The organism is Pseudomonas sp. GW821-FHT02B10 (assembly GCF_059421865.1).
This window is the reverse complement of sequence record NZ_JBWKVU010000007.1, coordinates 154,139-180,158: the sequence shown is the minus strand read 5'-3', so window position 1 is coordinate 180,158 and position 26,020 is coordinate 154,139. Positions and strand designations below refer to the sequence as shown.

Here is a 26,020-nt window from a genome sequence, read left to right as displayed (position 1 = left end):
ATGCCACTCCGGCAGGTCGAGCCCCTTGACCGTCCGGAGAGCGCGCGAGACCGGACGCTTGATGACGATACAAAAAGTACCGCAGCAGTTGCTCTATCTGGTTTATGGCGGCAAAGAGGTTTATCGCCATGAAGCGAAATTCAGCATTCTGACGGCCCTCGACCAGAGCAAGAGTGCCGAGCCGCTGGTGATTCGGGTCATGACCGACCGTCCCGAGGATTACCGCGGCTGGCCGGTGCAAGTGGTGCCGTTGAGTGAGCAAACGCTGGTCGAGTGGCAGGGTGACCAGGGCTACTACCACCGGCGCAAGGCCTGTGCCTTTGCCGCGGGCCTCGCGCTGGCGGACAAGACCCTGTTTGTCGATACCGACACCTTGTTCGAGGCCGACCCGCAGCGGCTGTTCGATCGCATCGCACCCGGCCAGTACCTGATCGATGAAGACGAGTTTCTCTGGTCCGAGGTCCGCACCCGCCCCGAGTTCGTCAAACTCGACCGCTACCTGCAGTCCAGCGGTCAGTCGGTAGCCGACGACCAGCGCCTGTTCAACAGCGGGGTTTGTGGCCTGACGGCCGGCGATGGTCCGCTGATGCAAGCCTCGATTGCCTTGATTGACGAATGGAGCGCCCACATCAAGGACCTGCACACCCTGGAACAGATCGCCCTGTCATTTGCCTTGCGCGGTCAATCCGTGGGCGAGAGCAAGAGTTGCATCTATCACTACTTCTCCGACAAGGATTTCTTCCACGCCATGCAAGCGCTGTTCTTCCAGCGCCATGGCGAAGCCTTCCGGCCGGAGTTGCTGCGCCTGCAGCGCGAGGTCCCACGGCGTAAACCCTTGCCGTCGTTGTTTCAGCGCTCGCGGATCAAGTTCTACTTGAGGCGGCAGAACAAGGACATGCAAAAAGTCGGACGCGACTTGCTGTATGGCAGCTGCGGCCCGATCTCGCCCTATGTCGAGGCTTGCCGCCATGTCTGGTGGGATCAGGGGCTGCGTCAGATCCAGCGCCGGGGCATGAGCCAGCAGGCGCCGATTCGCGCGCTGGCACGTGGCGAATGGCCGGCCGGGTTGCCCAGACCGCGTAACCGCGATTTGGAAAAACGTCTGCGCAGCTACCTGCAACAGCATTTGCAACTGCACGGGGCTACACCCGGGGCTAACTGATGGGGCTGTAATGGGGCCTGGCGCCTTGAGCTGATTCGGGGCGCCGAGCTATTCCCGCGCAGGGTGGTCGAGCAAACGGCTTGACGCTCACGCATGTGCCTTCCCATGGCGAATGTCTGGTCGCGCGAATGCTGGCTTGGAGCTAGCATTCGTACGGCTCTGCAAATCATTCCTTTGGCTGATTTGGCAGAGCCAGCGGCGCTCTAGAGTGAGCGTTCTTCAGCCACGACCGTGCAGTCACGAAAAGGGATGCTTATGTTGCAGACTCGCGTTATTCCGCCAGCCGAAGGCGCCTACCAATACCCGCTATTGATCAAGCGGCTGCTGATGTCCGGCACCCGTTACGAGAAGACCCGTGAAATCGTCTACCGGGACAAGCTGCGTTACAGCTACCCAACCCTGATCGAGCGCGTGGCCAGGCTGGCGAACGTGTTGACGGCTGCCGGGGTCAAGGCCGGGGATACCGTGGCGGTGATGGACTGGGACAGCCATCGCTATCTGGAGTGCATGTTCGCCATCCCGATGATCGGCGCGGTGATCCATACCATCAACGTGCGTCTGTCGCCGGAACAGATCCTGTACACCATGAATCACGCCGAGGACCGCTTCGTGCTGGTCAACAGCGAGTTTGTCGGGCTCTACCAGGCGATCGCCGGGCAACTGAGCACGGTGGAGAAAACCCTGCTGCTGACCGACGGCCCGGACAAGAGCGCCGACCTGCCCAACCTGGTGGGCGAATACGAGCAGCTTCTGGCGGCTGCCAGCACCCAGTACGCCTTCGAGGATTTCGACGAAAACTCGGTGGCCACCACCTTCTACACCACAGGCACCACCGGCAATCCGAAGGGCGTGTACTTCACCCACCGCCAGCTGGTGCTGCACACCATGGGCGTGGCGGTGATCATGGGCAGCATCGACAGCGTGCGCCTGCTGGGCACCAGCGATGTGTACATGCCCATTACCCCGATGTTCCATGTGCATGCCTGGGGCCTGCCTTATGTGGCGACCATGCTCGGCCTCAAGCAGGTCTACCCCGGCCGTTACGACCCGGAACTTCTGGTGGAGCTGTGGCGCAAGGAGAAGGTCACCTTCTCCCATTGCGTGCCGACTATCTTGCAGATGCTGCTCAATGCCAAGGCGGCCCAGGGCACCGATTTCGGCGGCTGGAAGATCGTCATTGGCGGCAGCGCGCTCAACCGTGCGCTGTACGAGGCCTCCAAGGCCAAGGGCATTCAGCTGACGGCGGCCTATGGCATGTCGGAAACCGGGCCGCTGGTGTCCTGCGCCCACCTCAACGAAGAACTGCTGGTGGGCACCGAGGATGAGCGCACTACCTACCGGATCAAGGCCGGCGTGCCCGGACCTCTGGTGGAGGCGGCGATTGTCGATGGCGACGGCAACTTCCTGCCGGCCGATGGCGAGACCCAGGGTGAGCTGGTGCTGCGCGCGCCCTGGTTGACCGAAGGCTATTTCAATGAGCCGCAGAAGGGCGCAGAGCTGTGGGAAGGCGGCTGGCTGCACACCGGCGACGTGGCGACTCTCGACGGCATGGGCGTGATCGATATTCGCGACCGGATCAAGGATGTGATCAAGACCGGAGGCGAGTGGGTATCGTCCCTGGCCCTGGAAGACCTGATCAGCCGTCACCCGGCGGTACGCGAAGTAGCAGTGGTGGGGATCCCCGATCCGCAATGGGGCGAGCGCCCGTTCGCCTTGCTGGTGGTCCGTGAAGGGCATGCGATCGAGGCCAAGGAGCTCAAGGAACATCTCAAGCCGTTTGTCGAACAGGGGCACTTGAGCAAGTGGGCGATTCCCAGCCAGATCGCCCTTGTTACTGAAATTCCCAAGACCAGTGTCGGCAAGCTCGACAAGAAGCGCATCCGCCTCGACATCACCGAATGGCAGGCCAACAACAGCACCTTTCTTTCGACGCTATAAACACCCTCTACCGTGCCCGAAAGGGCACGGTAGAGCCCACCAAGCAAGCGCTTGCCTTGTCAAATCCGAATTTTCAGCCATCCTTGCCGTGCCGGCATTTGCCGGACTGGCGAAAGGACCGTTCCAGAGTGGTTGGAGGCTGCAAATCACACTTTAGAGGGATCAAGCCGTACCACCTGCTGGCTATAGTCCGCCCAAGGATTTTTAAGAACGGGGCAACCGCACAACATGGGGCGATGCAACTTTGAACGACTTCGGAGCTGACTGGGTTCCGCCCGTTCAGAGCGTTTTTAAAAGTGCTCACTGCCATAACAATAAAGCACATGGAGTAGCGTCGATGACATCAGTAAACCAGTTCTGGCGCCGGGCGAAACTGCCTCTGGCCGTCAGTCTCGCCTCTACGCTCGCCGGACCTGCCTTCGGCGTCAGTTTCAACATCGGTGAAATCGAAGGTCAGTTCGACTCTTCTCTATCGCTGGGTGCGAGCTGGTCTACCCAGAGCCCCAACAAGAATCTGATTGGTGTCAACAACGGCGGTCATGGCCTGTCCCAGACCTCCGACGATGGCCACGCTAACTTCAAAAGTGGCGAAACCTTTTCCAAGATCTTCAAGGGCATCCATGACCTTGAACTGAAATACGGCGACACCGGCGTCTTCGTCCGTGGCAAGTACTGGTATGACTTCGAACTCAAGGACGAAAGCCGCGAGTTCAAGGACATCAGCGACAGCAACCGCAAGGAAGGCGCCAAGTCCTCCGGCGGGCAGATCCTCGACGCCTTCATCTACCACAACTATTCGATCGCCGAGCAGCCGGGTTCCGTGCGCCTGGGCAAGCAAGTGGTGAGCTGGGGTGAAAGTACCTTCATCGGCGGCGGTATCAACTCGATCAACCCGATCGACGTATCGGCTTTCCGCCGTCCTGGCGCGGAGATCAAGGAAGGCCTGATCCCGGTCAACATGTTCTACGTCTCCCAGAGCCTGACCGATAACCTCTCGGCCGAAGCCTTCTATCAGCTGGAGTGGGACCAGACCGTCGTCGACAACTGCGGCACCTTCTTCTCCCAGCCGGACATCATCGCCGACGGTTGCAGCGACAATCTGCGGGTGTTGAACAAGCGCTCGACCATTCCGTCGATTGCCCTTGGGCCACTGGCCGCCGCGGGCGTCGACGTCAATCAGGAAGGCGTGCTGGTGCGTCGTGGCCCGGACCGCGATGCACGGGACAGCGGGCAGTGGGGCGTGTCCTTCAAGTACATGTACGAGCCGCTCGACACCGAGTTCGGCGCGTACTTCATGAACTACCACAGCCGTGCGCCGATCTTCAGCGCCACCGGTGCTCCGCAGTCGGTCTTCGACCGTGTCGCGGCCTTGCCTCCAGCGTTCCGCGCCCTGGGCCCACTGGTGGTGGCGGGCAGCTCCGAGTACTTCGTCGAGTACCCTGAGGACATCCGCCTCTACGGTCTGAGCTTCTCCACCACCTTGCCTACCGGTACCGCATGGAGCGGTGAGATCAGCTATCGCCCGAACGCTCCGGTGCAGCTGAACTCCACCGATATCCTGTTCGCCGGTGTTCGCCCCCTGGGCGGCACCCTGGCCAATGCCTCGTTGCTCGACGGCTCCCCGGGTCAGGACTTGCACGGCTATCGCCGTAAAGAGATCACCCAGCTGCAGACCACCTTCACCCACTTCTTCGATCAGGTCATGGGCGCGAGCCGCCTGACCCTGGTTGGTGAAGTCGGCCTGACCTACGTGGGCGGCCTGGAAAGCACCTCCAAGGTTCGTTACGGCCGCGATCCGGTCTATGGCCCGGGCGAACTGCCTGCCACCGGCAGCCTGGACACCTGCTCGCAGATCCTCAATACCAGCACCATCAACGGCGCGGGCCCAGGCGCGGCGACCAACAATCGCAGCCGCAACTGTAACGACGACGGCTTCACCACCTCGACTTCCTGGGGTTATCGCGGTCGTGCAATCTGGGAATACAACGACGTGTTCGCCGGTGTGAACCTCAAGCCGAACGTGGCCTGGTCCCATGACGTCAGCGGTTACTCGCCTGGCCCTGGCGGCAACTTCGAGGAAGGTCGCAAGGCCATCAGCCTGGGCGTGGATGCCGAGTACCAGAACACCTACACCGCGAGCCTGGCGTACACCAATTTCTTCGACGGCAAGTACACCACCGTGGATGACCGTGACTTCGTGGCCCTCAGTTTCGGCGTGAACTTCTAAGCACTGAATTTTCAGGAAGAACAAGAATATGAAAGTAACCAAGAGTCTGTTGCAGGTCGGTGTCCTCGGGCTGTCGCTGCTGGCGACCGGGGTCATGGCCGCGGTCTCGGCCGATGAAGCGGCCAAGCTGGGTACCTCCCTGACGCCGATGGGCGCGGAAATGGCCGGTAACTCAGCCGGCACCATTCCGGCCTGGAAAGCCTTGCCGACCAACGCCGGCAGTGTGGATGGCAAGGGTTTCCTGTCCAACCCGTACGCCAGCGAGCAGCCGCAGTTCACCATCACCGCGCAGAACGTCGAGCAGTACAAGGACAAGCTGGCGCCAGGGCAGTACGCGATGTTCAAGCGCTACCCGGAAACCTACAAGATGCCGGTCTATCCTTCCCATCGCGGCGCTACGGTGCCAGCCGATGTGTTCGCCGCGATCAAGGAAAACGCCACCAAGACCAACCTGGTCAGCGGCGGCAACGGCCTGGAAAACTTCAAGACCGCCATTCCTTTCCCGATTCCGAAAAGCGGCGTGGAAGTCATCTGGAACCACATCACCCGCTATCGCGGCGGCAGCGTGACCCGCCTGGTGACCCAGGCGACGCCACAGGCCAACGGCTCGTTCAGCCTGGTGTACTTCCAGGACCAGTTCGTGTTCCGCGACAAGATGAAGGACTACGATCCGGCCAACCCGGGCAACATCCTGTTCTACTTCAAGCAGAAAGTGACCGCGCCGGCGCGTCTGGCCGGTGGTGTGCTGCTGGTGCACGAAACCCTCGACCAGGTGAAGGAGCCGCGTTCGGCGTGGGTCTACAACGCTGGCCAGCGTCGTGTGCGTCGCGCCCCGCAAGTGTCGTATGACGGTCCGGGTACCGCCGCCGACGGCCTGCGTACCTCCGACAACCTCGACATGTACAACGGTGCGCCGGACCGTTACGACTGGAAGCTGGAAGGCAAGAAGGAGATGTACATCGCCTCCAACAGCTACAAGCTCGACTCGCCGCAGCTGAAGTACGCCGAGATCATCAAGGCCGGCCACATCAACCAGGACTTGGCTCGCTACGAGCTGCGCCGTGTCTGGCACGTGGTCGCGACCCTGAAGGAAGGTCAGCGCCATATCTACGCCAAGCGTGACTTCTACATCGATGAAGACACCTGGCAGGCCGCAGTGATCGACCACTACGACGGTCGTGGCCAGCTGTGGCGCGTGGCCGAGGCGCATGCCGAGAACTATTACGACAAGCAAGTGCCGTGGTACGCCCTGGAAACCCTCTACGACCTGCAGTCCGGCCGTTATCTGGCACTGGGCATGAAGAACGAAGAGAAATCGGCCTACGACTTCGGCTTCACTGCCACCACCAGCGACTTCACTCCGGCGGCCCTGCGCCAGGATGGCGTTCGTTAACCCGCGGTAAATCGAGGCGCATCCTCGATCGACGCCCCGACTGGTTCGGGGCGTTTTTTATTGTCTGCGTTTTTCTACAAGACCCGGGGTGGCCTCTGGAGCGAGCTTGCTCGCGAAAAATACTCCAGACGATGCCACCTCCCGGTAAAACCGCGCTGCCCTTATCGCGAGCAAGCTCGCTCCTACTGGTACGCGGGGAACGCTGAAAAACCCGGTTGTATTCTTTTTCTATCCATCTGTAGCAAAAATCTTCAACAGGGGGCTTTTTACCGCTAGTCTGCCGACATCTGTATTGCCGACAACAGCACTTCAATAAGAGTTGGCCATGACTGATCTGTCCCGTATCCAGGGGCCTGCCGGTGCGGCCATTCCCGCGCCGGAAGGGCGCTTCTACCGACCTCCCTTGCCCGACGGCTACGTACTGCGGCCGCGTCTGTGCGAGCGCTTGAGCGCGGGCCTCAATGGCCGGCTGCTGTTGGTCAGCGCACCGGCCGGTTTTGGCAAGAGTTCTCTGGCGGTGGAGTTCTGCCAAAGCCTGCCGCCGCACTGGCGCAGCCTGTGGCTGGGGCTCAGTCGCCGGGACAGCGATCCGGGACGTTTTCTTGAACGCCTGCTTGAGGGGCTGCAACAATATTTCGCCCAACTGGGCAACCAATCCCTCGGGCTGCTGAAGATGCGCCAGCGCCACCAGCCCTTCGCCTTCGAAGAGTGGCTGGACGGGCTGCTCGATGAGTTGGCGGCCCATCTTTCCACTGCTTCTCCCTTGTTGCTGGTACTGGACGATTACCACCTGGCCCAGGGGCCGGTGCTCGATCGCTGCCTGCAGTTCTTCCTCAATCATTTGCCCGACGGCTTGCTGGTGCTGGTAACCAGCCGCCAGCGCCCGGACTGGCACCTGGCGCGTCTGCGCCTGTCGCGGCAGTTGCTGGAACTGCACGAACAGGACCTGCGCCTGACTTACGACGAATCCCTGACCCTGCTCGACCGGCACAGCAGTTCGCTGCGCGGCGAGGCGCTGGAAAACTTGATCCTGCGCAGCGAAGGCTGGGTGGCGGGGCTGCGCTTCTGGCTGTTGGCGGCCTCGGAGGCGGGCAGTGGCGCAACCTTGCCGCAGTCGCTGAATGGCGGCGAAGGTCTGATTCGCGATTATCTGCTGGAAGAAGTCATCGATTGCCTGCCTGCCGAAGTGCAGTCGTTCCTCTACGACACGGCGCCCCAGGAACGTTTCTGCAGCGACCTGTGCGATGCATTGCGCGAGTCCCACGACAGTGCCGAGATCCTGCGTTACCTGTTGGCCCACCAGGTATTCCTGGTGCCGCTGGACGAGCAGGGGCACTGGTACCGTTATCACCACCTGTTCTCCGACCTGCTGCGCACCCGGCCCACCGCCAACGCGATATTGCCGCCGGCCAGCCTGCACCTGCGGGCCTGTCGCTGGTTCAACGCCCAGGGGCTGCTGGATGAAGCGGTGGAGCAGGCGTTGCGCGCCGGGCACCTGGACGTGGCGGCGAACCTGGTACAGAACCTGTCCGAGGAACAACTGCTGGCCGAGCAGAACGTCGGCATGCTGCTGCGCTGGAAAATGGACTTGCCCGACAGCCTGCTGATCAGCACCCCGCGGCTGATCGTGCTGTACAGCTGGGCGCTGGGGCTGGCGTGCCAGCTGGACGCCGCCGAGGAGCTGGCCAGCCATTTGAGCCGCTTCCTGCCGGCCCCCTCGGCCACCGCGCAGAAATCCATGCTGGCGCAATGGCTGGCCTTGAGCGGGATCGTCGCCCGCGGACGAGGGAATCGCGAGCTGACCCTGCTGTATTGCACCGAAGCCCTGGAAACCTTGCCGCAGAAACGTTACGGGCAGCGGCTGGTGTGTCTGTCGACCCTGTCCAACCTGGCGATCGCCGATGGCGACCTGTGGCGTGCCCGGGGGCTTAACCGCGAGTCCCTGGAACTGGCGCAGCGGGTCGGCAACCCCTTGTTCGAGGCCCTGGCCCATTACGACCGGGCCCGGGTGCTGCAAGCCCGCGGCGAGATCCTGCGGGCGCTGGATGAAGTCCGCCAGGGCTTGCAGCGCTTGTATGGCCTGTCCGCGCAACGCCTGTACGCGGTGCGGGCGCGGCTGACGTTGTATGAGGGTTACCTGCTGGCGTTGCGCTGCCAGCCCGAGACCGGACTGGCGCGCCTGCGGGCGGGACTGGTCGAGGCGCGGGCCTGTCGCGATATCAGCGTGCTGATCGGCCATTGCGTGATCGCCAACCTGGAAGGTCACAACGGTGAATTTGCCAAGGCCTTTGCCGAGCTGGCCGAGGCTGAACGCCTGATGCACATCTGGGACGTACCGCCGATCTACTACCTGGCGATGATCACCCTGGTCAAATGCGAACTCTGGCTGGCCCAGGGCCGCACCGACCTGGCGCAGGCATGGCTGGCTCGCCTGGGGCAGACCTACACCGGCGACCAGGCCGCAGCGGCACCGGAATTTCATCCACAGCTGCCGCTGCATATCGAGTTGCAGCAAGCCTTGCTCGATAGCATCCAGGGCGAGCCGGCCCTGGCCGAGCAGCGCCTGGACAAACTGCTGGAGCATGGCCGGCAGACCGGGCGGCAGATGCTCAATGTGATGGCGCTGAATCAGAAGGTCGCGCTGTTGCTGGCCCAGGGGCGCGACCCCGAGGCCCGACAGGCCTTTGCCCTGGCGCTGGAGGCTGCCGTGGGCGGGGCATTGCAACCCTTCGAATGGGCGGTGCGGGCGCATCCGGCCTGGGTTCGCGAGCAACTTCAGCAGGGGGCGGCGACGCCATTGCGCCAGACCTTGCTCGAACGCCTGCCGGCCGCCTTGGCACGTGATTCCCTGGAGCAGCATCACGGCGAAGCCCTCAGCTCCCGTGAGCTGGCGGTGCTGCAACTGATCGCCCAGGGCTGTTCCAACCAGGAAATCAGCGATCAGTTGTTTATCTCGCTGCACACCGTGAAGACCCATGCCAGCCATATCAACAGCAAGCTAGGGGTGGAGCGTCGCACCCAGGCCGTGGCCCGGGCCCAGGAGTTGGGGTTACTGGGCTGATTGAGCGCTCAGCTGATCTTGCAGGTATCGTCCTCGGCTCGCTCCTGGGGCGAAGCAGGGGGCTCTGCGGTGTTGAAGTCCAGGGTCACGGTGAAGCGCTGTTGTTCAGTGAGGACCTGGATGTGCCAGCCCAGCCTGGCGCACAACTGGCGCATCAGCTCCAGGCCCAGGCCGTAGCCGAAGTCGCTGGATTCTTCTGACTGGCTGGTATCACGGATACGGTTGACGATGCGCAGTTGCAGCTGTTCGAAGGTGATTTCGATGCTGCCTTCTTCAGCATATTGCAGGGCATTGCGCAGAAAGTTACCAACCACGATTCGGCAGGCGGTCAGGGGCAGGCGACAAGGCTCGTTGCTGATGTCGAGGATCAGTTCGATATCCCGCTTGCCGATCAGGTAGCGATGCTCCTGGATCAATTCGTTGAACAACTCGGCCATGTCGATGGCTTCTTCCGGCAAGGGTTCAACGCGCTCGCGGCTCATCCACAGTAGCGTCTCGGCAATGCGCTGCATGTTCAGCACTGAGCGTTCGATACGTTGCAGAGGCAGGGGCAGGGAGCCCCCGGCCTGCAGGGTCAGCAGTTCCAGGTTGGCCTTGAGCACCGCCAGCGGCGTGCGTAACTCATGGCTGGTGTAGCGCAGCAGGCGCCCTTCGCGCTGGCTGGCGGCCTGCACCTGCTGCACGCTCTGGGCCAGGGAGTCGGCCAGGACATTGAACTCCTTGAAGCGGAAATTCGGGCGTTGGCTGGACACTTCCTCCGGATCTTTCAGGGTGGTGGACCACTGGGCCAGCCGGCCGAGAGGGCGCACCAGCCACCAGACCAGCAGGGCGATGATGATCAGTGCCGGGATGAATACCGCCAGACTGATGACATTAATGCTGTTCAGTTCGTGATCGAGATAGGCATCCGACAACGGGGTCTCGACCTCGCCACCTTCTTCATGGTCGTGGTCGACATCGAACATGTAGAGGATTTTGCCGTCACCCAGGGGCTGGGCCAGGATCGCCTTGACTTCATCCTGTCCATCGGCGTCCAGTTCACCGAACACCTGCACGGCGCCGAAGGACAGAGTTGGCGGCGTATCCAGTAACTGGCGAATTTTCGGCGGCAGCGCTTCCTTGCCGATAACGCTGCTGAAGAAGTAGTTCTGCGGCGGGGCAAGGCTTGGGTCTTTCTTGTAGTGCCTGACGAAATACAGGGCTTCTTCTTCCATCATGGCGCTGGCGGTATAGAGCAGGCCTCGGATGCTATAGCTCGATAGCAGCTGGCTGTAGATCAGCAGCACCACGGCGATCAACAGCAGGAAACTGCCGCTGATCACCCATTTCAGACTCAGCCCTTTACGCATGGGGTCCTCAACTGCACACCGACGCCAGAAATAGTGTGGATCAGCGTTTGGCTGAAATCCTTGTCCACCGCCTTGCGCAAGCGGTGCATGTGCACCTTGAGGGTGTTGCTGTCCGGCGGCTCGTCGCCCCAGACCGTTGCCTCGAGACGTTCGCGCCCCACCGGCTCGGGACTGGCACGCATCAGGCATTCCAGCAGGGTCCAGCAGGTGGGCGACAGGTGCAGTTCCTGTCCGGCGCGGCTGACCTTGCGGGTGGACAGATCCATGGTCAGGTCGGCCACTTGCAGGCGGCTGGCCTGGCCGCTGCGCCGCAGGCTCAGGGCGCGGATCCTGGCCACCAGTTCGGCCAGTTCGAAGGGCTTGACCAGGTAATCGTCGGCGCCCATGGCAAAGCTGGCGAGCTTGTCCGGCAGGGCATCCAGCGAGGTAAGCATCAGGATCGGTGTCTGTTTGCCCTGTTCGCGCAGCTGTTTGCACAGCTGTTGGCCGTCCAGGCGCGGCAGCATGATGTCCAGCAGGATCACATCATAGTGTTGGCTCAGCGCCAGGTTCAGGCCGGTCTGGCCATTACTGGCGTGATCGCAGACGATCCCGCTGATCTCCAGGTATTCGATGACGGTGTTGGCCAGGTCGAGGTTGTCCTCGACCAGCAGCAGGTGGATATGCACGGGAACGTCCCCTTGGACCTGTGTCGCTCAGTGGCCCAGAGGATAACGGAGCCGGCGCGTTTTTTACCGATGTTTACCTGGCGTTAACCCGCCGGGCTCTAGGGTGGCGGCTTTTACACCAAGAGAGCGCCACCATGAACCTGTCTCCCGTCGTCAAAGGCATTCTGCTGGTCTTGATTGTCATCGGCCTGATGGCCTGTGCCTTGTGTGGCGCGCCTGGGCGGGGTGGGCCGCTGTCAGGGTTCTTGACCGGGAATGGGGGCGGGCTGGCAGCAGGATCGGGCTCTATTGCCTATGCCTTCTGAAAAGACCTGCGCGGGTTACACCGACCAGTTGGTGTTGTGCCTGTTGCTGATTCTTTGCGTGGCGCTTGCGCTGGGCACCTATATCGTCCGGCTCAATGCGCGTATCGATCAACAGCGTGAGCTGTCGCCGGTGCATCTGCTGGAGTGCGGCAACGGGCGCGGGGCTTTTATCGTCGATCCCCACGGCCGGCGCAGCAGCAGTGACAATTGTTATCTGATCGAAGAGGATGAGTAGCCGATGTAGCGGCCCCAGGAAAATCCGGCACTGAGTTCAAGCGCAAGAAACGTAGTTCTTGCGCTTGAATGTCGATCTACAGTGCAGGCGTACCGAGATGAAGGCCAGGTCCGGGCCTGATCTCCCTGGAAGATAAAGGAGGCTTGCCATGTCTTGCGTATTCAAATTGATCAACTCGCCCGTCGGTCAACTGACCCTGGTTGCCAGAGGCACGAAGCTCGCCGCGATTCTCTGGGAGAACGAACGCGAAAACCGGGTGCGTCTCGGCCCGTTGCAGCCTGCCGACGATCATCCGGTCTTGCTGGAAACCGAGCGCCAGCTCAAGGAGTACTTTGCCGGCAGCCGCGATCGCTTCGAACTGGAACTGGACTTTGTCGGCACCGAGTTCCAGCGCAAGGTCTGGCAGGCGCTGCTGACCATTCCTTTCGGTGAAACCCGCAGCTACAGCCAGATTGCCGCGCAGGTGGGCAGTCCCAAGGCCGTGCGCGCAGTCGGTGCGGCCAATGGCCGGAACCCGATCTCGATCATCGCGCCTTGCCACCGGGTGATCGGCGCCTCGGGCAGCCTCACCGGTTTTGCCGGCGGCCTGCAGGCCAAGCAGTTTCTGCTGGCGTTGGAAGGCGAGGAAACCCTGCAGTTGGCGTTTTGACTGTGAATGATTGCCGCCCCGGGGCGTGGCGGCAGTTGTCGTTGTCTGCATTGCGCGGCAAAGCAGCGGCTGCAAGCTGTGCGAGAATGGCCTATCGATTTCTTCAGGAACATCCCATGGAAGCCGCCAAGCCTGCTCTTATTCGCGAAACCTTCCCCGTCGGTCCCTTGCAGTGCAACTGCACGATCATTGGCGACCCTGTTACAAAGAAGGCCATAGTCGTCGACCCGGGCGGCAATCCCGACCTGATCATGGCGCGGCTCGACGCGCTGGGGCTGAAGGTGGTGAGCATCATTCATACCCATGCGCACCTGGATCACTTCCTGGCCTCCGGACAGATGAAGGAAAAAACCGGCGCAACCCTGCACCTGCACAAGGAGGATCAGTTCCTCTGGGACAACCTGGAGATGCAGTGCAGCATGTTCGGCGTGCCTTACACGCCGGTACCGGCACCGGATCGCTGGCTGGCGGACGACGAAGAACTGGCCTGCGGTTGCGGCGTGGCCCTGCATACGCCGGGACATACCCCAGGTTCCATGAGCTTCTGGTTCGCAGAGGCTAAGCTGCTGATTGCCGGCGACACGTTGTTCAAGCGCGGGGTAGGGCGCACGGATCTGTGGGGGGGCGACCAGGCCACCATCGTGCGTTCGATCAAGCAGCGTCTGTACACCCTCGACGAAGACGCGACTGTGGTGGCCGGGCATGGTCCGGACACCCGCCTGGGCGATGAAATGCGTGAAAATCCCTTTGTCAGGGCCTGACCTTTGCTGTCAAAAGTTTCACGGAATTTTTGTCATTGGCCGTGTTCAAACGCCTGCAAAGGTCTGTTGCCAACGTCCGCTGCATCACAGAATGAAAAAAGTAGGAGCTTCTCCATGTTCACCTCGCGTCGTTTGATCGTTGTTGCTACCGCTGTGGCCTTGTTGTCCGGCTGTGCTTCGCCTAACCCCTATGACAATCAGGGGCAGGCCGACGGCTCCACGGGCATGAGCAAAACTGCAAAATACGGTGGCCTGGGTGCCTTGGCCGGTGCGCTGGCCGGTGCCGCCATCGACCACAACAACCGTGGCAAGGGCGCGCTGATCGGCGCCGCGGTAGTCGGTGCTTCCGCCGCCGGCTACGGTTACTACGCCGACCAGCAGGAAAAGAAACTGCGTGCCAGCATGGCCAATACCGGGGTCGAAGTGCAGCGCCAGGGCGATCAGATCAAACTGATCATGCCGGGCAACATCACCTTCGCCACCGATTCGGCGAACATCGCCCCAAGCTTCTATCAGCCGCTGAACAACCTGGCCAACTCCCTCAAGGAGTTCAACCAGAACCAGATCGAAATCGTCGGCTACACCGACAGCACCGGCAGCCGCCAGCACAACATGGACCTGTCCCAGCGTCGCGCACAGAGCGTGGCGACCTACCTGACCTCGCAAGGTGTCAGCGGTGCCAACCTGTCGGCCCGTGGCGCTGGCCCGGATAACCCGATCGCCAGTAACGGCGACGTCAATGGTCGTGCGCAGAACCGTCGAGTGGAAGTGAACCTCAAGGCGATTCCTGGCCAGCAGTATGGTGGTCAGCAGCAACAGCCGGGTACGGTTCAGCAGTATCCGTAACTGATCGTTTGAATGAAGAAATGCCCGATCCTGTGATCGGGCATTTTTGTGTGTGGCCTTTGCCGGCCTCTTCGCAGGCTTGCCCGCGAAGAGGTCCGATCAGCCGCTATCAAATCACCAGATACAAAAAAGCCCCCGGACAACCGAATTGTCCGGGGGCTTTTTACTGGACGCGAAGCCTGATTACTTCTTCAGACCATAATGCTCGTCGAGCATGCCAGGCGCGTTAGGCGTCTTTGGCGCGTAGTCCCGTGGCGGTTCCTGGTCGCGCGGTGGCGTCAGGCGTTCCCGTGGAGCCTGCACCGAGTCGGAGTGCAGCGCGGCCAGCAGGCGTTGGCGGGTCAACTCGTCCAGGGCCAGGCGGTTGGCGCCCTCGGCGAGGTGGTCCTGCACTTCCTGATAGCTTTGTGTGAGTTTTTTCACCAGGGTGGCGGTGCTGTTGAAGTGGGTGACCACTTCGTTCTGATAGCTGTCAAAACGTTCCTGAATATCATCCAGCTGACGTTGCGTGCGGTTAGGCGCGGCATTCGGCAGCAGGCGAGCGACCAGAAATCCAATGGCGACACCCGCGATCAGGGCAAGAGTCGGCAACAACCAAACTAGGAGCGAGTGTTCCACGAGTCCTTCCTCTATAAACGGCTTTGCTTTACGTTAACGGCTCGAACCTGCGCTGTATACCGCGATTCACTCGCAATAGATTGGCACAGACAATTTGCTAGACGAGTCGACCCGATTCGAGGTCACGGAGTTCCTTCCTTGCTTATGCGTGAAACCCCCGTAGTGATTGCCGGCCCGGTCGGCCAACTGGAAGCCTTGTATCTGGATGTCGCCGACGCCCGTGGCGTGGCGCTGATCTGTCATCCGAACCCGGTGCAGGGCGGCACCATGCTCAACAAGGTGGTCTCGACCCTGCAACGTACGGCGCGTGACGCCGGCCTGATCACCTTGCGTTTCAACTACCGTGGTGTCGGCGCCAGCGAAGGCAGCCACGACATGGGCAGCGGTGAAGTCGACGACGCGCAGGCGGCTGCCGAATGGCTGCGGGCCAAGCACCCGGACTTGCCGATGACCCTGCTCGGCTTCTCCTTCGGCGGCTTCGTCGCCGCCAGCCTCGGCGGGCGCCTGGAGGTCCGCGGCGAGCCGCTCAAGCACCTGTTCATGGTTGCTGCCGCCGTGATGCGTTTGCGCGATAGCGACCTGCTGCCGCAGAACTGCCCGCTGACCCTGATCCAGCCGGAAACCGACGAAGTGGTCGATCCGCAGCTGGTCTATGACTGGTCCGACGCGCTTGAGCGCCCCCATGAGCTGCTGAAAGTGGCAGAATGCGGACACTTTTTTCATGGCAAGCTCACCGATCTCAAGGATCTGGTGCTGCCACGACTCTCGAATTGATTGCAGTCTGATAAGCGATTACCCATGACTACTCGTACGCGCATCCTCACCGGCATCACCACCACCGGCACGCCGCACCTGGGCAACTACGCTGGCGCCATCCGCCCGGCGATCCTCGCCAGCCGCGACAGCAATGCCGACTCGTTCTACTTCCTGGCCGACTATCACGCGCTGATCAAGTGCGATGACCCGCTGCGTATCCAGCGCTCGCGCCTGGAAATCGCCGCGACCTGGCTGGCCGGTGGCCTGGATGTGGAGCGCGTGACTTTCTATCGCCAGTCGGACATCCCGGAAATCCCTGAACTGACCTGGTTGCTGACCTGCGTGGCGGCCAAGGGCCTGCTCAACCGTGCTCACGCCTACAAGGCTTCGGTGGATAAAAACGTCGAGACCGGTGAAGACCCGGACGCCGGCATCACCATGGGCCTGTACAGCTACCCGGTTCTGATGGCCGCGGACATCCTGATGTTCAACGCCCACAAGGTGCCGGTCGGTCGCGACCAGATCCAGCACGTGGAAATGGCCCGCGATATCGGCCAGCGCTTCAACCACCTGTTCGGCCAGGGCAAGGAATTCTTCACCATGCCCGAGGCGCTGATCGAGGAAAGCGTTGCCACCTTGCCGGGCCTCGATGGCCGCAAGATGTCCAAGAGCTACGACAACACCATCCCGTTGTTCAGCAGCGCCAAGGACATGAAGGACGCGATCTCGCGCATCGTCACCGACTCCCGCGCTCCTGGCGAAGCCAAGGACCCGGACAGCGCGCACCTGTTCACCCTGTTCCAGGCTTTCGCGACGCCGGCCCAGGCCGACGAATTCCGCAGCGAGCTGCTGCAGGGCCTGGGTTGGGGCGAGGCGAAGAATCGTCTGTTCCAGCTGCTGGACAACCAGTTGGGCGAGGCGCGCGAGCGTTATCACCAGTTGATCGAGCGTCCTTCCGACCTGGAAGACATCCTCCAGGCCGGTGCCAAGAAAGCCCGCGCCGTGGCCACGCCATTCCTCAACGAGCTGCGTGAGGCCGTGGGCCTGCGTTCGTTCGTCAATCAGGTACAAGTGGCGGCGACCACCAAGAAGAAAGCGGCCAAGGCCGCGCGCTTCGTCAGCTTCCGCGAAGACGACGGCAGCTTCCGCTTCCGCCTGCTGGCCGCCGATGGCGAGCAACTGTTGCTGTCGCGCAACTTCGCCGACGGCAAGACCGCAGGTGCGGTGACCAAGCAACTGCAATCCGGCCAGGCTCTGGATCTGCGCAGTGAAGCGCTGGGTTTCAGCGTGTGGCTGGAAGGCGAGTGCGTGGCCGACAGCCCGGCCTTTGCCGACACGGCGGCCCGCGATGCGGCGATCGAGGCGCTGCGCGTCGCCCTGGCGCCTGTGCAGGACTAATCGCAATCTCCCGACCAAGGGCTGATTGCCATTCTCAAGGGCCGTCGCTACAGTGACGGCCCGTTTTTGTTGCCTTGCTAACGAATTATGACGCCCCTAGAACGATATCAAGCTGATCTGAAACGCCCGGAGTTCTTCCACGACGCCGCGCAGGAAACCGCCGTGCGTCATTTGCAGCGCTTGTACGACGATCTGATCGCCGCGTCGAACAACAAGCCGGGCCTGCTGGGCAAGCTGTTTGGCAAGAAAGACCAGGTGCCGGTCAAGGGCCTGTACTTCTGGGGCGGAGTAGGGCGTGGCAAGACGTATCTGGTCGATACCTTCTTTGAAGCCCTGCCGTTCAAGCAGAAGGTCCGTACTCACTTCCACCGCTTCATGAAGCGTGTGCACGAAGAGATGAAGACCCTGGGCGGCGAGAAGAACCCGCTGACCATCATCGCCAAGCGTTTCGCCGACGAAGCCCGGGTGATCTGCTTCGACGAATTCTTCGTTTCCGACATCACCGACGCGATGATCCTCGGCACGCTGATGGAAGAGCTGTTCAAGAACGGCGTGACCCTGGTGGCTACCTCGAACATCGTACCGGACGGCTTGTACAAGGACGGCCTGCAACGTGCGCGTTTCCTGCCGGCCATTGCCCTGATCAAGCAGCACACCGAGATCGTCAACGTCGACAGTGGCGTCGACTACCGTCTGCGTCACCTGGAGCAGGCCGAGTTGTTCCACTTCCCGCTGGACGAAGCGGCCCACGAAAGCCTGCGCAAGAGCTTCCGTGCGCTGACGCCGGAATGCACCCAGGCGGTGGAAAACGATGTGCTGATCGTCGAGAACCGCGAAATCCGCGCCCTGCGTACCTGCGATGATGTGGCCTGGTTCGACTTCCGCGAACTGTGCGATGGCCCACGCAGCCAGAACGACTACATCGAGCTGGGCAAGATCTTCCATGCCGTGCTGGTCAGCGGTGTCGAGCAGATGAGCGTCGCTACTGACGATATCGCCCGTCGCTTCATCAACATGGTCGACGAGTTCTACGATCGTAACGTCAAGCTGATCATTTCCGCTGAAGTCGAGCTCAAGGATCTGTACACCGGCGGCCGCCTGACCTTCGAGTTCCAGCGCACCCTCAGCCGTCTGCTGGAAATGCAGTCCCACGAGTTCCTCTCGCGGGCGCACAAGCCTTAACGGTTTCCGGATAAAAAGAAGGGCCTGCATTGCAGGCCCTTTTTCATTTACGCGGCTTGTTGGTGAAACTGCTGCCGGTACTGGTTCGGTGATAGCTCGGTGTGCTGGCGGAACAGGCGGGCGAAGAAGCTCGCATCGTCATAGCCGACCTCGTAGCTGATGGTCTTGATGCTCTTGCGCGTCCCCGAGAGCAGGCCCTTGGCGGTTTCGATGCGCAGGCGCTGCAGGTAATGCAGGGGTTTGTCGCCGGTGGCGGTCTGGAAGCGGCGCATGAAATTGCGAATGCTCATGCCATGTTCGCGGGCCACGTCCTCGAAGCGAAACTTGTCGGCGAAATGCTCTTCGAGCCAGTGCTGGATCTGCAGGATGATCACGTCCTGGTGCAGCTTCTGGCCGCCAAAGCCGATACGCCCCGGGGAATAGCTGCGCTGCACTTCATAGAGAATGTCGCGGGCCACGGCCTGGGCCACGTTGGCGCCGCAGAAACGCTCGATCAGATAGATGTACAGGTCACAGGCCGAAGTGGTGCCGCCGGCGCAATACAGGTTGTCGGCGTCGGTCAGGTGCTTGTCTTGATTGAGCTGGACCTTGGGGAAGCGCTCGCTGAAGGCATTGAAGAAACGCCAGTAAGTGGTGGCTTCCTTGCCGTCGAGCAACCCGGCTTCGGCCAGCCAGAACACCCCGGTGGCCTCGCCGCAGAGCACGGCGCCGCGGGCGTGTTGCTGGCGCAGCCAGGGCAGGATCTGTGGATAACGTTGGCAGAGGGTTTCGAAATCGTCCCAGAACGCCGGGAGGATGATCACGTCGGTATCTTCCAGGCCGCCGTCCACCGGCATGATCACGTTGCTGAAGCTGCATACCGGTTTGCCATCGGGGCTGACCAGGCGGGTTTCGAAGGCCGGGGTCAGGCCCTGGCCCAGCTGCTTGCCGTAGCGCAGGCTGGCCAGATGGAAGAAATCCTTGGCTTGCATGAGGGTGGAGGCGAAAACCCGGTCGATGGCCAGGATGCTGACGCGCCGCAAGGGCGTGGAGGTTTGGTTAGACATAATTCAATTGTTCTTATAGGGGAAAGTGGTCACCAGACGGCTGGATCGTCTTATTTTTTGTCGGATGTGTCCAGTGTCCTGTGTCGTACGCGTGGGCTTAGGCTCTGTGGGCCAATCCCGGCTAACAATAACGACAGGTGGCCCCATGATCCCCAGAACCTTGTTCAGCTCCGAGCACGAACTCTTTCGTGACAGCGTACGTACCTTCCTGGAAAAGGAGGCCGTGCCATTCCACGGGCAATGGGAAAAACAGGGCTACATCGACCGCGCCTTGTGGAACAAGGCCGGTGAGGCGGGAATGCTCTGCTCCCATCTCCCCGAGGAGTACGGCGGACTGGGGGCTGACTTTCTCTATAGCGCGGTAGTGATCGAGGAGGTAGGGCGCCTTGGTCTGACCGGTATCGGCTTCTCCCTGCATTCCGATATCGTCGCGCCTTACATCCTGCATTACGGCAGCGAGGAGCTTAAGCACAAGTACCTGCCGAAACTGGTGTCCGGCGAGATGGTCACGGCCATCGCCATGACCGAGCCGGGCGCCGGCTCCGACCTGCAGGGGGTCAAGACCACTGCGGTGCTGGACGGTGACGACTATGTGATTAACGGCTCCAAGACCTTTATCACCAACGGTTATCTGGCCGATCTGGTGATTGTCGTGGCCAAGACCGATCCGAAGGCCGGCGCCAAGGGCACCAGCCTGTTCCTGGTGGAGGCGGATACGCCCGGTTTCTCCAAGGGCAAACGCCTGGAAAAGGTCGGTATGAAGGCCCAGGACACTTCCGAACTTTTCTTCCAGGACGTCCGTGTGCCCAAGGAAAACCTGCTGGGGCAGGCCGGAATGGGCTTTGCCTACCTGATGCAGGAGTTGCCGCAGGAGCGTTTGACGGTGGCGGTAGGCGGTCTGGCGTCAGCCGAGGCGGCATTGCAGTGGACCCTGGAGTACACCCGCGAGCGCAAGGCATTCGGCAAGTCGATCGCCGACTTCCAGAACACCCGCTTCAAACTGGCGGAAATGGCCACCGAGATCCAGATCGGCCGGGTCTTCGTCGACCGCTGCCTGGAATTGCATCTGCAAGGCAAGCTCGATGTACCGACCGCCGCCATGGCCAAGTACTGGGGCACGGACCTGCAATGCAAGGTGCTCGACGAATGCGTGCAGTTGCACGGCGGTTACGGCTTCATGTGGGAGTACCCGGTGGCCCGGGCCTGGGCGGATGCGCGGGTGCAGCGGATCTATGCCGGGACCAACGAGATCATGAAGGAAATCATTGCGCGTTCCCTGTAGCGGCATTGGGTTGCGCGTAGGAGCGAGCCAGGCAGGCTCGCTCCTACGAGCGGGTTACGGCGCCGGATTCGGGTGGTCCTTGTGGATCGCCTCGATGCCGGCCAGCACCTCATTCGACAGCTTCAGCTCGAGACTGGCGATATTGCTGTCCAGTTGTTCGAGGGTGGTCGCCCCAATAATGTTGCTGGTGACGAACGGTTGCTGGGTGACGAATGCCAGGGCCATTTGCGCCGGATCCAGGCCGTGCTCGCGGGCCAGGGCGACATAGCGGCTGCAGGCCGCTTCCGATTGCGGGTTGAAGTAGCGGCTGAAGCGGCTGTACAGGCTCAGGCGGCCTTTGGCCGGGCGCGCGCCGCCTTCGTATTTGCCGGAGAGGAAGCCGAACGCCAGTGGCGAATAGGCCAGCAATCCACATTGTTCGCGAATGGCGATTTCCGCCAGGCCCACTTCAAAGCTGCGGTTGAGCAGGTTGTAGGGGTTCTGGATCGATACCGCCCGTGGCCAGCCGCGGCTCTCGGCGAGGGCCAGGAACTTCATTGTGCCCCAGGGCGTTTCGTTGGACAGGCCAATGTGGCGGATCTTGCCGGCCTTGACTTGCTCATCCAGGGCTTTGAGGGTTTCCTCCAGCGGGGTGAAGTCTTCTTCCTTGTGCTTGTAGCCCAGTTGGCCGAAGAAGTTGGTGCTGCGCTCTGGCCAGTGCAACTGGTAGAGGTCGATCCAGTCGGTCTGCAGGCGCTTGAGGCTGGCATCCACGGCTTGGACTATGTGCTTGCGGTTGTGTTTGAGCTGGTTGTCGCGGATGTAGTCGATGGTGTTGCCGGGGCCAGCGATCTTGCTCGCCAGGATCCAGTCGGCGCGATCGCCGCGAGCCTTGAACCAGTTACCGATGTAGCGCTCGGTGGTGGCGTAGGTTTCGGCCTTTGGCGGCACCGGGTACATCTCCGCGGTGTCGATGAAATTGATCCCCGCAGCCTTGGCCCGTTCGATCTGGGCGAAGGCCTCGGACTCGCTGTTTTGCTCGCCCCAGGTCATGGTTCCCAGGCAGATTGCACTCACGTTCAGGTCGGTCCGGCCTAGCTGGCGATAGTCCATCGGGTGCTCCTTCGGCAAAACAATCATAAAAGCAGGTTGAATTTTTTTTCGCAATCTGCATAATTCCGCAGCTCTTTCTGCAGTGGAAGTGATGCGCCGCCTGCCGAAGAATCTTGCCGTATAACGGACGCGCTGACCCGAGCCCCCGATAGCGTCTGTATCCGGCTGCCTTTGACTTGTCAAAGTACGCACTATTCAGTAAGATCCGCCGTCTAATTTACAGGGCGGCCCCTGAGGCTATAAAGAATGAAAACTTTTACTGCTAAACCGGAAACAGTTAAGCGCGACTGGTTTGTCGTCGACGCTGCTGGTCAGACCCTGGGTCGTCTGGCCACCGAAATCGCGAGCCGTCTGCGTGGCAAGCACAAGCCTGAGTACACCCCTCACGTCGACACCGGTGACTACATCGTCGTGATCAACGCTGAGCAAGTACGTGTTACTGGCGCTAAAACCACTGACAAAATGTACTACTCCCACTCCGGTTTCCCGGGCGGCATCAAGTCGATCAACTTTGAAAAGCTGATCGCCAAAGCCCCTGAGCGCGTGATCGAGACCGCGGTAAAAGGCATGCTGCCTAAGAACCCGCTGGGTCGCGACATGTACCGTAAGCTGAAAGTCTATGCGGGCGCTGCACACCCTCATACTGCTCAGCAGCCCCAAGAACTGAAGATTTAACGGAATAGTTCATTATGTCGGCGACTCAAAATTACGGCACTGGCCGTCGCAAGACTGCAACCGCACGCGTTTTCCTGCGTCCGGGCACTGGCAACATCTCCATCAACAACCGCTCCCTGGATAACTTCTTCGGCCGCGAAACTGCCCGCATGGTAGTTCGTCAGCCGCTGGAACTGACCGAGACCGTCGAGAAGTTCGACATCTACGTCACCGTTATCGGCGGTGGTGTGAGTGGCCAAGCTGGCGCAATCCGCCACGGCATCACTCGCGCTCTGATGGATTACGACGAAACTCTGCGCAGCGCTCTGCGTAAAGCCGGTTTCGTAACCCGCGACGCACGTGAAGTTGAACGTAAGAAAGTTGGTCTGCGTAAAGCGCGTAAGCGTCCGCAGTACTCGAAGCGTTAATTCGCTTTCGCGTTCAAAAAACGCCCAGTCTCCTTACGGAGCTGGGCGTTTTTTTATGGGCGATTATTTTGCGCTGTGACAACTTGCCACATCTGCAGAGCCCCTATACTACAGGGCTTGGGGCAGGGCCAAGTTGGTAATTACCTTGTCAGAGTAGGGGCTTTTCATTACCATTCGGCAAAATTTTTATAAGTTCAGATTTTTACTTAGTAGATGCCTGATTTAACAGGCCACAAAGCTGATGGGAGAGGACTGAATGAGCAATGACGGCGTGAATGCAGGCCGGCGTCGCTTCCTTGTAGCAGCCACATCCGTGGTGGGTGCTGCAGGAGCGGTGGGGGCTGCGGTCCCGTTCGTGGGGTCATGGTTTCCCAGTGCCAAGGCGAAAGCCGCAGGGGCACCGGTGAAAGTGAATATCAGCAAGATCGACCCAGGTCAGCAGATGATTGCTGAGTGGCGTGGTCAGCCGGTATTCATCGTCCGCCGCACACAGGAAATCCTGGGGAATCTCAAAAAGATCGAGGGTCAACTGTCCGACCCCGACTCCAAGAACTCTGTCCAACCAACCTACGTCGACCCGGAAGTGCGTTCGATCAAGCCAGAGATTCTGCTACTGATCGGTATCTGCACCCACCTGGGTTGCTCACCGACTTTCCGCCCTGAAGTGGCGCCTGCGGATCTGGGCAAGGATTGGGTAGGTGGCTATTTCTGCCCTTGCCACGGTTCCCACTACGATCTGGCTGGCCGCGTCTACAAGTCGCAACCTGCGCCTTTGAACCTGCCAGTACCCCCGCATTCCTATGAGTCGGACGACCTTATTGTCATCGGCGTCGATACGGAGAAAGCGTGATGAGCAAGTTCATGGACTGGGTTGATGCGCGCTTCCCCGCGACCAAAATGTGGGAAGACCATCTCAGCAAGTATTACGCCCCGAAGAACTTCAACTTCTTCTACTTCTTTGGTTCCCTGGCTCTGCTGGTTCTGGTTAACCAGATCGTCACCGGTGTCTGGCTGACCATGAGCTACACCCCGTCGGCGGAAGAGGCTTTCGCTTCCGTCGAATACATCATGCGCGACGTCGAGTACGGCTCGATCCTGCGTCTGTTGCACTCCACTGGCGCCTCGGCGTTCTTCATCGTGGTCTATCTGCATATGTTCCGTGGCCTGCTCTACGGTTCTTACCAGAAGCCGCGTGAGCTGGTGTGGCTGTTCGGCATGCTGATCTACCTGGCGCTGATGGCCGAAGCCTTCATGGGCTACCTGCTGCCTTGGGGGCAAATGTCCTACTGGGGTGCCCAGGTGATCATCTCGCTGTTTGGTGCGATCCCGGTCATCGGTAACGACCTGACCCAGTGGATTCGTGGTGACTACCTGATTTCCGGTATTACACTGAACCGCTTCTTCGCCTTGCACGTAGTGGCCCTGCCAATCGTGATTCTCGGTCTGGTAGTGCTGCACATCCTGGCGCTGCACGAAGTGGGTTCGAACAACCCGGATGGCGTGGACATCAAGAAGCACAAAGACGAAAACGGCGTACCGCTGGATGGCATCGCTTTCCACCCGTACTACACCGTGAAAGACATCGTCGGCGTGGTGGTGTTCCTGTTCATCTTCTGCTCGATCGTGTTCTTCTTCCCGGAAATGGGTGGTTATTTCCTAGAGAAGCCGAACTTCGAACAGGCCAACCCGTTCAAGACGCCTGAGCATATTGCCCCGGTTTGGTACTTCACCCCGTTCTACGCGATTCTGCGCGCGGTTCCGGACAAGCTCTTGGGTGTGATTGCGATGGGCGCGGCGATCGCCGTGTTGTTCGTGCTGCCATGGCTCGATCGCAGCCCGGTCAAATCCATGCGCTACAAGGGTTGGCTGAGCAAGATCTGGCTGGTGGTGTTCTGCATCTCGTTCGTGATCCTGGGGATCCTCGGCGTTCTGGCACCGACACCGGGTCGCACGCTGCTGTCGCAGGTATGTACCTTCCTGTACTTCGCCTACTTCATTCTGATGCCGTTCTACACCAGGCTCGAGAAGACCAAACCGGTTCCGGAAAGGGTGACTGGCTGATGAAAAAGCTATTTGCTGTACTGATTCTTGCTGCTATGCCTGTACTGTCCTTCGCGGCCGAACACGGTGGTCCCGAGCTGGAAAAAGTCGACATCGACGTCTCCGACAAGGCCGCCATGCAGGATGGCGCACGGACATTCGCCAACTACTGCATGGGCTGCCACAGCGCCAAGTTCCAACGCTATGAGCGCGTTGCCGACGATCTGGGGATTCCTCACGATCTGATGATGAGCAAGCTGGTGTTCACTGGTGCGAAAATCGGCGATCACATGAGCATCGGCATGCAGCCAGCTGACGCCAAGACCTGGTTCGGTGCGGCTCCGCCCGACCTGACCCTGGTGGCTCGTGTGCGTGGTACCGACTGGCTCTATGGCTACCTGCGCTCTTTCTACGAAGACCCTGCGCGTCCATGGGGCGTGAACAACAAGGTCTTCCCGAACGTGGGTATGCCTAACGTCCTGGTCGGCCTGCAGGGTCGCCAGGTTGTTGGCTGCAAACAGGTGCAGATCGTCGAAGACGGCAAGAAGCAATACGATCCGCTGACCGGTACCGCTTTGACCCATGAAGCCTGCGACCAACTGACCGTGCTGCCGAAAACCGGCACGCTCAACGAAGAGCAGTTCGACGAGAAGGTCAAGAACCTGGTGACCTTCCTGGCCTACTCGGCCAACCCGGTCAAGCTGGAGCATCAACGTATCGGCACCTATGTGTTACTGTATCTGGCCTTCTTCTTCGTGTTCGCCTATCTGCTCAAGCGCGAATACTGGAAAGACGTTCATTGATAAAGCTGTAATTCATTGCTGTTAATCGTGCGCGCCCAAGGGCGTCTCTGAAGGTGTAACGAGTCTGGATCATCCAGGCGTTACGGGAGGCGTCCTCTGGGCGCGCTCGTTTTTCTGCTTCCGATAA

General features: G+C 60.7%; 24 protein-coding genes. 19 read left to right on the top strand and 5 right to left on the bottom strand.

Features of this window, described 5'->3' with window-relative positions; genetic code table 11:
- Nucleotides 1–61 precede the first annotated feature (61 nt).
- The 5 genes from AC07VU_RS17215 (at nt 62) to AC07VU_RS17195 (ending at nt 9,781) form a co-directional block, all read left to right on the top strand.
- Nucleotides 62–1,162: a hypothetical protein gene (locus tag AC07VU_RS17215; protein ID WP_274304585.1), complete on the top strand. Its 1,101-nt coding sequence runs from the start codon at nt 62–64 to the stop codon at nt 1,160–1,162.
- 255 nt (nt 1,163–1,417) lie between these two features.
- Nucleotides 1,418–3,100, top strand: a complete 1,683-nt coding sequence (locus tag AC07VU_RS17210) for a fatty acid--CoA ligase (protein WP_053262578.1) — start codon at nt 1,418–1,420, stop codon at nt 3,098–3,100.
- A 337-nt stretch (nt 3,101–3,437) separates the two neighbouring features.
- On the top strand, nt 3,438–5,327 hold the full coding sequence (locus tag AC07VU_RS17205) for a DUF1302 domain-containing protein (RefSeq protein WP_007928418.1): 1,890 nt from the start codon (nt 3,438–3,440) through the stop codon (nt 5,325–5,327).
- Nucleotides 5,328–5,355: 28 nt separating this feature from the next.
- Nucleotides 5,356–6,720 (top strand): DUF1329 domain-containing protein, encoded by a 1,365-nt coding sequence (locus AC07VU_RS17200; protein ID WP_007928419.1) that lies wholly within the window; start codon nt 5,356–5,358, stop codon nt 6,718–6,720.
- Nucleotides 6,721–7,045: 325 nt separating this feature from the next.
- A complete protein-coding gene (locus AC07VU_RS17195; RefSeq protein WP_495030180.1) occupies nt 7,046–9,781 on the top strand; it encodes a winged helix-turn-helix domain-containing protein in 2,736 nt (911 codons plus the stop codon).
- Between the two features lie 8 nt (nt 9,782–9,789).
- Here AC07VU_RS17195 and AC07VU_RS17190 read toward each other — a convergent pair whose 3' ends face one another.
- Both AC07VU_RS17190 and AC07VU_RS17185 read right to left on the bottom strand, forming a co-directional pair.
- On the bottom strand, nt 9,790–11,130 hold the full coding sequence (locus AC07VU_RS17190; RefSeq protein ID WP_274304583.1) for a sensor histidine kinase: 1,341 nt from the start codon (nt 11,128–11,130) through the stop codon (nt 9,790–9,792).
- On the bottom strand, nt 11,115–11,798 hold the full coding sequence (locus tag AC07VU_RS17185) for a response regulator transcription factor (protein WP_007928422.1): 684 nt from the start codon (nt 11,796–11,798) through the stop codon (nt 11,115–11,117). The genes AC07VU_RS17190 and AC07VU_RS17185 overlap by 16 nt, the downstream gene beginning before the upstream one ends.
- A gap of 134 nt (nt 11,799–11,932) precedes the next feature.
- On the opposite strand from AC07VU_RS17185, the gene AC07VU_RS17180 reads away from it, so the two are divergent.
- From AC07VU_RS17180 to AC07VU_RS17160, 5 genes are all read left to right on the top strand, one after another.
- Entirely contained in the window at nt 11,933–12,103 is a 171-nt protein-coding gene (locus AC07VU_RS17180) for a hypothetical protein (RefSeq protein ID WP_495030179.1), read from the top strand.
- Nucleotides 12,093–12,338, top strand: coding sequence for a hypothetical protein (locus tag AC07VU_RS17175; RefSeq protein ID WP_172963001.1), 246 nt, complete (start codon nt 12,093–12,095; stop codon nt 12,336–12,338). The genes AC07VU_RS17180 and AC07VU_RS17175 overlap by 11 nt, the downstream gene beginning before the upstream one ends.
- A 148-nt stretch (nt 12,339–12,486) precedes the next feature.
- Nucleotides 12,487–12,987 (top strand): methylated-DNA--[protein]-cysteine S-methyltransferase, encoded by a 501-nt coding sequence (locus AC07VU_RS17170; protein ID WP_009045529.1) that lies wholly within the window; start codon nt 12,487–12,489, stop codon nt 12,985–12,987.
- A gap of 116 nt (nt 12,988–13,103) precedes the next feature.
- Entirely contained in the window at nt 13,104–13,748 is a 645-nt protein-coding gene (locus AC07VU_RS17165) for an MBL fold metallo-hydrolase (protein ID WP_009045528.1), read from the top strand.
- 114 nt (nt 13,749–13,862) lie between these two features.
- Nucleotides 13,863–14,594 (top strand): YiaD family glycine zipper/OmpA-like lipoprotein, encoded by a 732-nt coding sequence (locus tag AC07VU_RS17160; RefSeq protein ID WP_009045527.1) that lies wholly within the window; start codon nt 13,863–13,865, stop codon nt 14,592–14,594.
- 183 nt (nt 14,595–14,777) lie between these two features.
- On the opposite strand, the gene AC07VU_RS17155 is transcribed toward AC07VU_RS17160, so the two are convergent.
- Nucleotides 14,778–15,212, bottom strand: a complete 435-nt coding sequence (locus AC07VU_RS17155; RefSeq protein WP_007928428.1) for a Z-ring associated ZapG family protein — start codon at nt 15,210–15,212, stop codon at nt 14,778–14,780.
- A gap of 144 nt (nt 15,213–15,356) precedes the next feature.
- Between AC07VU_RS17155 and AC07VU_RS17150 the strand changes: the two genes are divergently transcribed.
- The 3 genes from AC07VU_RS17150 to zapE all read left to right on the top strand — a co-directional run bounded on the left by AC07VU_RS17150 (nt 15,357) and on the right by zapE (nt 18,548).
- Nucleotides 15,357–15,986: an alpha/beta hydrolase gene (locus tag AC07VU_RS17150; protein WP_277589573.1), complete on the top strand. Its 630-nt coding sequence runs from the start codon at nt 15,357–15,359 to the stop codon at nt 15,984–15,986.
- Between the two features lie 24 nt (nt 15,987–16,010).
- Nucleotides 16,011–17,366, top strand: a complete 1,356-nt coding sequence (locus tag AC07VU_RS17145) for a tryptophan--tRNA ligase (protein WP_457274859.1) — start codon at nt 16,011–16,013, stop codon at nt 17,364–17,366.
- An 87-nt stretch (nt 17,367–17,453) separates the two neighbouring features.
- On the top strand, nt 17,454–18,548 hold the full coding sequence (gene zapE, locus AC07VU_RS17140) for a cell division protein ZapE (RefSeq protein ID WP_007928431.1): 1,095 nt from the start codon (nt 17,454–17,456) through the stop codon (nt 18,546–18,548).
- 47 nt (nt 18,549–18,595) lie between these two features.
- On the opposite strand, the gene AC07VU_RS17135 is transcribed toward zapE, so the two are convergent.
- Nucleotides 18,596–19,495, bottom strand: coding sequence for a GlxA family transcriptional regulator (locus AC07VU_RS17135; RefSeq protein ID WP_172963002.1), 900 nt, complete (start codon nt 19,493–19,495; stop codon nt 18,596–18,598).
- 244 nt (nt 19,496–19,739) lie between these two features.
- Here AC07VU_RS17135 and AC07VU_RS17130 point away from each other — a divergent pair, with 244 nt between their 5' ends.
- Nucleotides 19,740–20,876: an acyl-CoA dehydrogenase family protein gene (locus AC07VU_RS17130; protein WP_007928433.1), complete on the top strand. Its 1,137-nt coding sequence runs from the start codon at nt 19,740–19,742 to the stop codon at nt 20,874–20,876.
- Nucleotides 20,877–20,930: 54 nt separating this feature from the next.
- On the opposite strand, the gene AC07VU_RS17125 is transcribed toward AC07VU_RS17130, so the two are convergent.
- Complete coding sequence (locus tag AC07VU_RS17125; RefSeq protein WP_277589572.1) at nt 20,931–21,968, bottom strand: NADP(H)-dependent aldo-keto reductase; 1,038 nt, start codon at nt 21,966–21,968, stop codon at nt 20,931–20,933.
- A 246-nt stretch (nt 21,969–22,214) separates the two neighbouring features.
- Between AC07VU_RS17125 and rplM the strand changes: the two genes are divergently transcribed.
- The 5 genes from rplM (at nt 22,215) to AC07VU_RS17100 (ending at nt 25,893) form a co-directional block, all read left to right on the top strand.
- Nucleotides 22,215–22,643, top strand: coding sequence for a 50S ribosomal protein L13 (rplM, locus tag AC07VU_RS17120; protein WP_007928449.1), 429 nt, complete (start codon nt 22,215–22,217; stop codon nt 22,641–22,643).
- Between the two features lie 14 nt (nt 22,644–22,657).
- Entirely contained in the window at nt 22,658–23,050 is a 393-nt protein-coding gene (rpsI, locus tag AC07VU_RS17115) for a 30S ribosomal protein S9 (RefSeq protein ID WP_003228056.1), read from the top strand.
- Between the two features lie 256 nt (nt 23,051–23,306).
- Nucleotides 23,307–23,900, top strand: coding sequence for a ubiquinol-cytochrome c reductase iron-sulfur subunit (gene petA / locus AC07VU_RS17110; RefSeq protein ID WP_007928454.1), 594 nt, complete (start codon nt 23,307–23,309; stop codon nt 23,898–23,900).
- Complete coding sequence (locus AC07VU_RS17105; RefSeq protein ID WP_007928456.1) at nt 23,900–25,111, top strand: cytochrome b; 1,212 nt, start codon at nt 23,900–23,902, stop codon at nt 25,109–25,111. Before petA ends, AC07VU_RS17105 begins: the two co-directional genes overlap by 1 nt.
- A complete protein-coding gene (locus AC07VU_RS17100; protein WP_007928459.1) occupies nt 25,111–25,893 on the top strand; it encodes a cytochrome c1 in 783 nt (260 codons plus the stop codon). Before AC07VU_RS17105 ends, AC07VU_RS17100 begins: the two co-directional genes overlap by 1 nt.
- Nucleotides 25,894–26,020 lie beyond the last annotated feature (127 nt).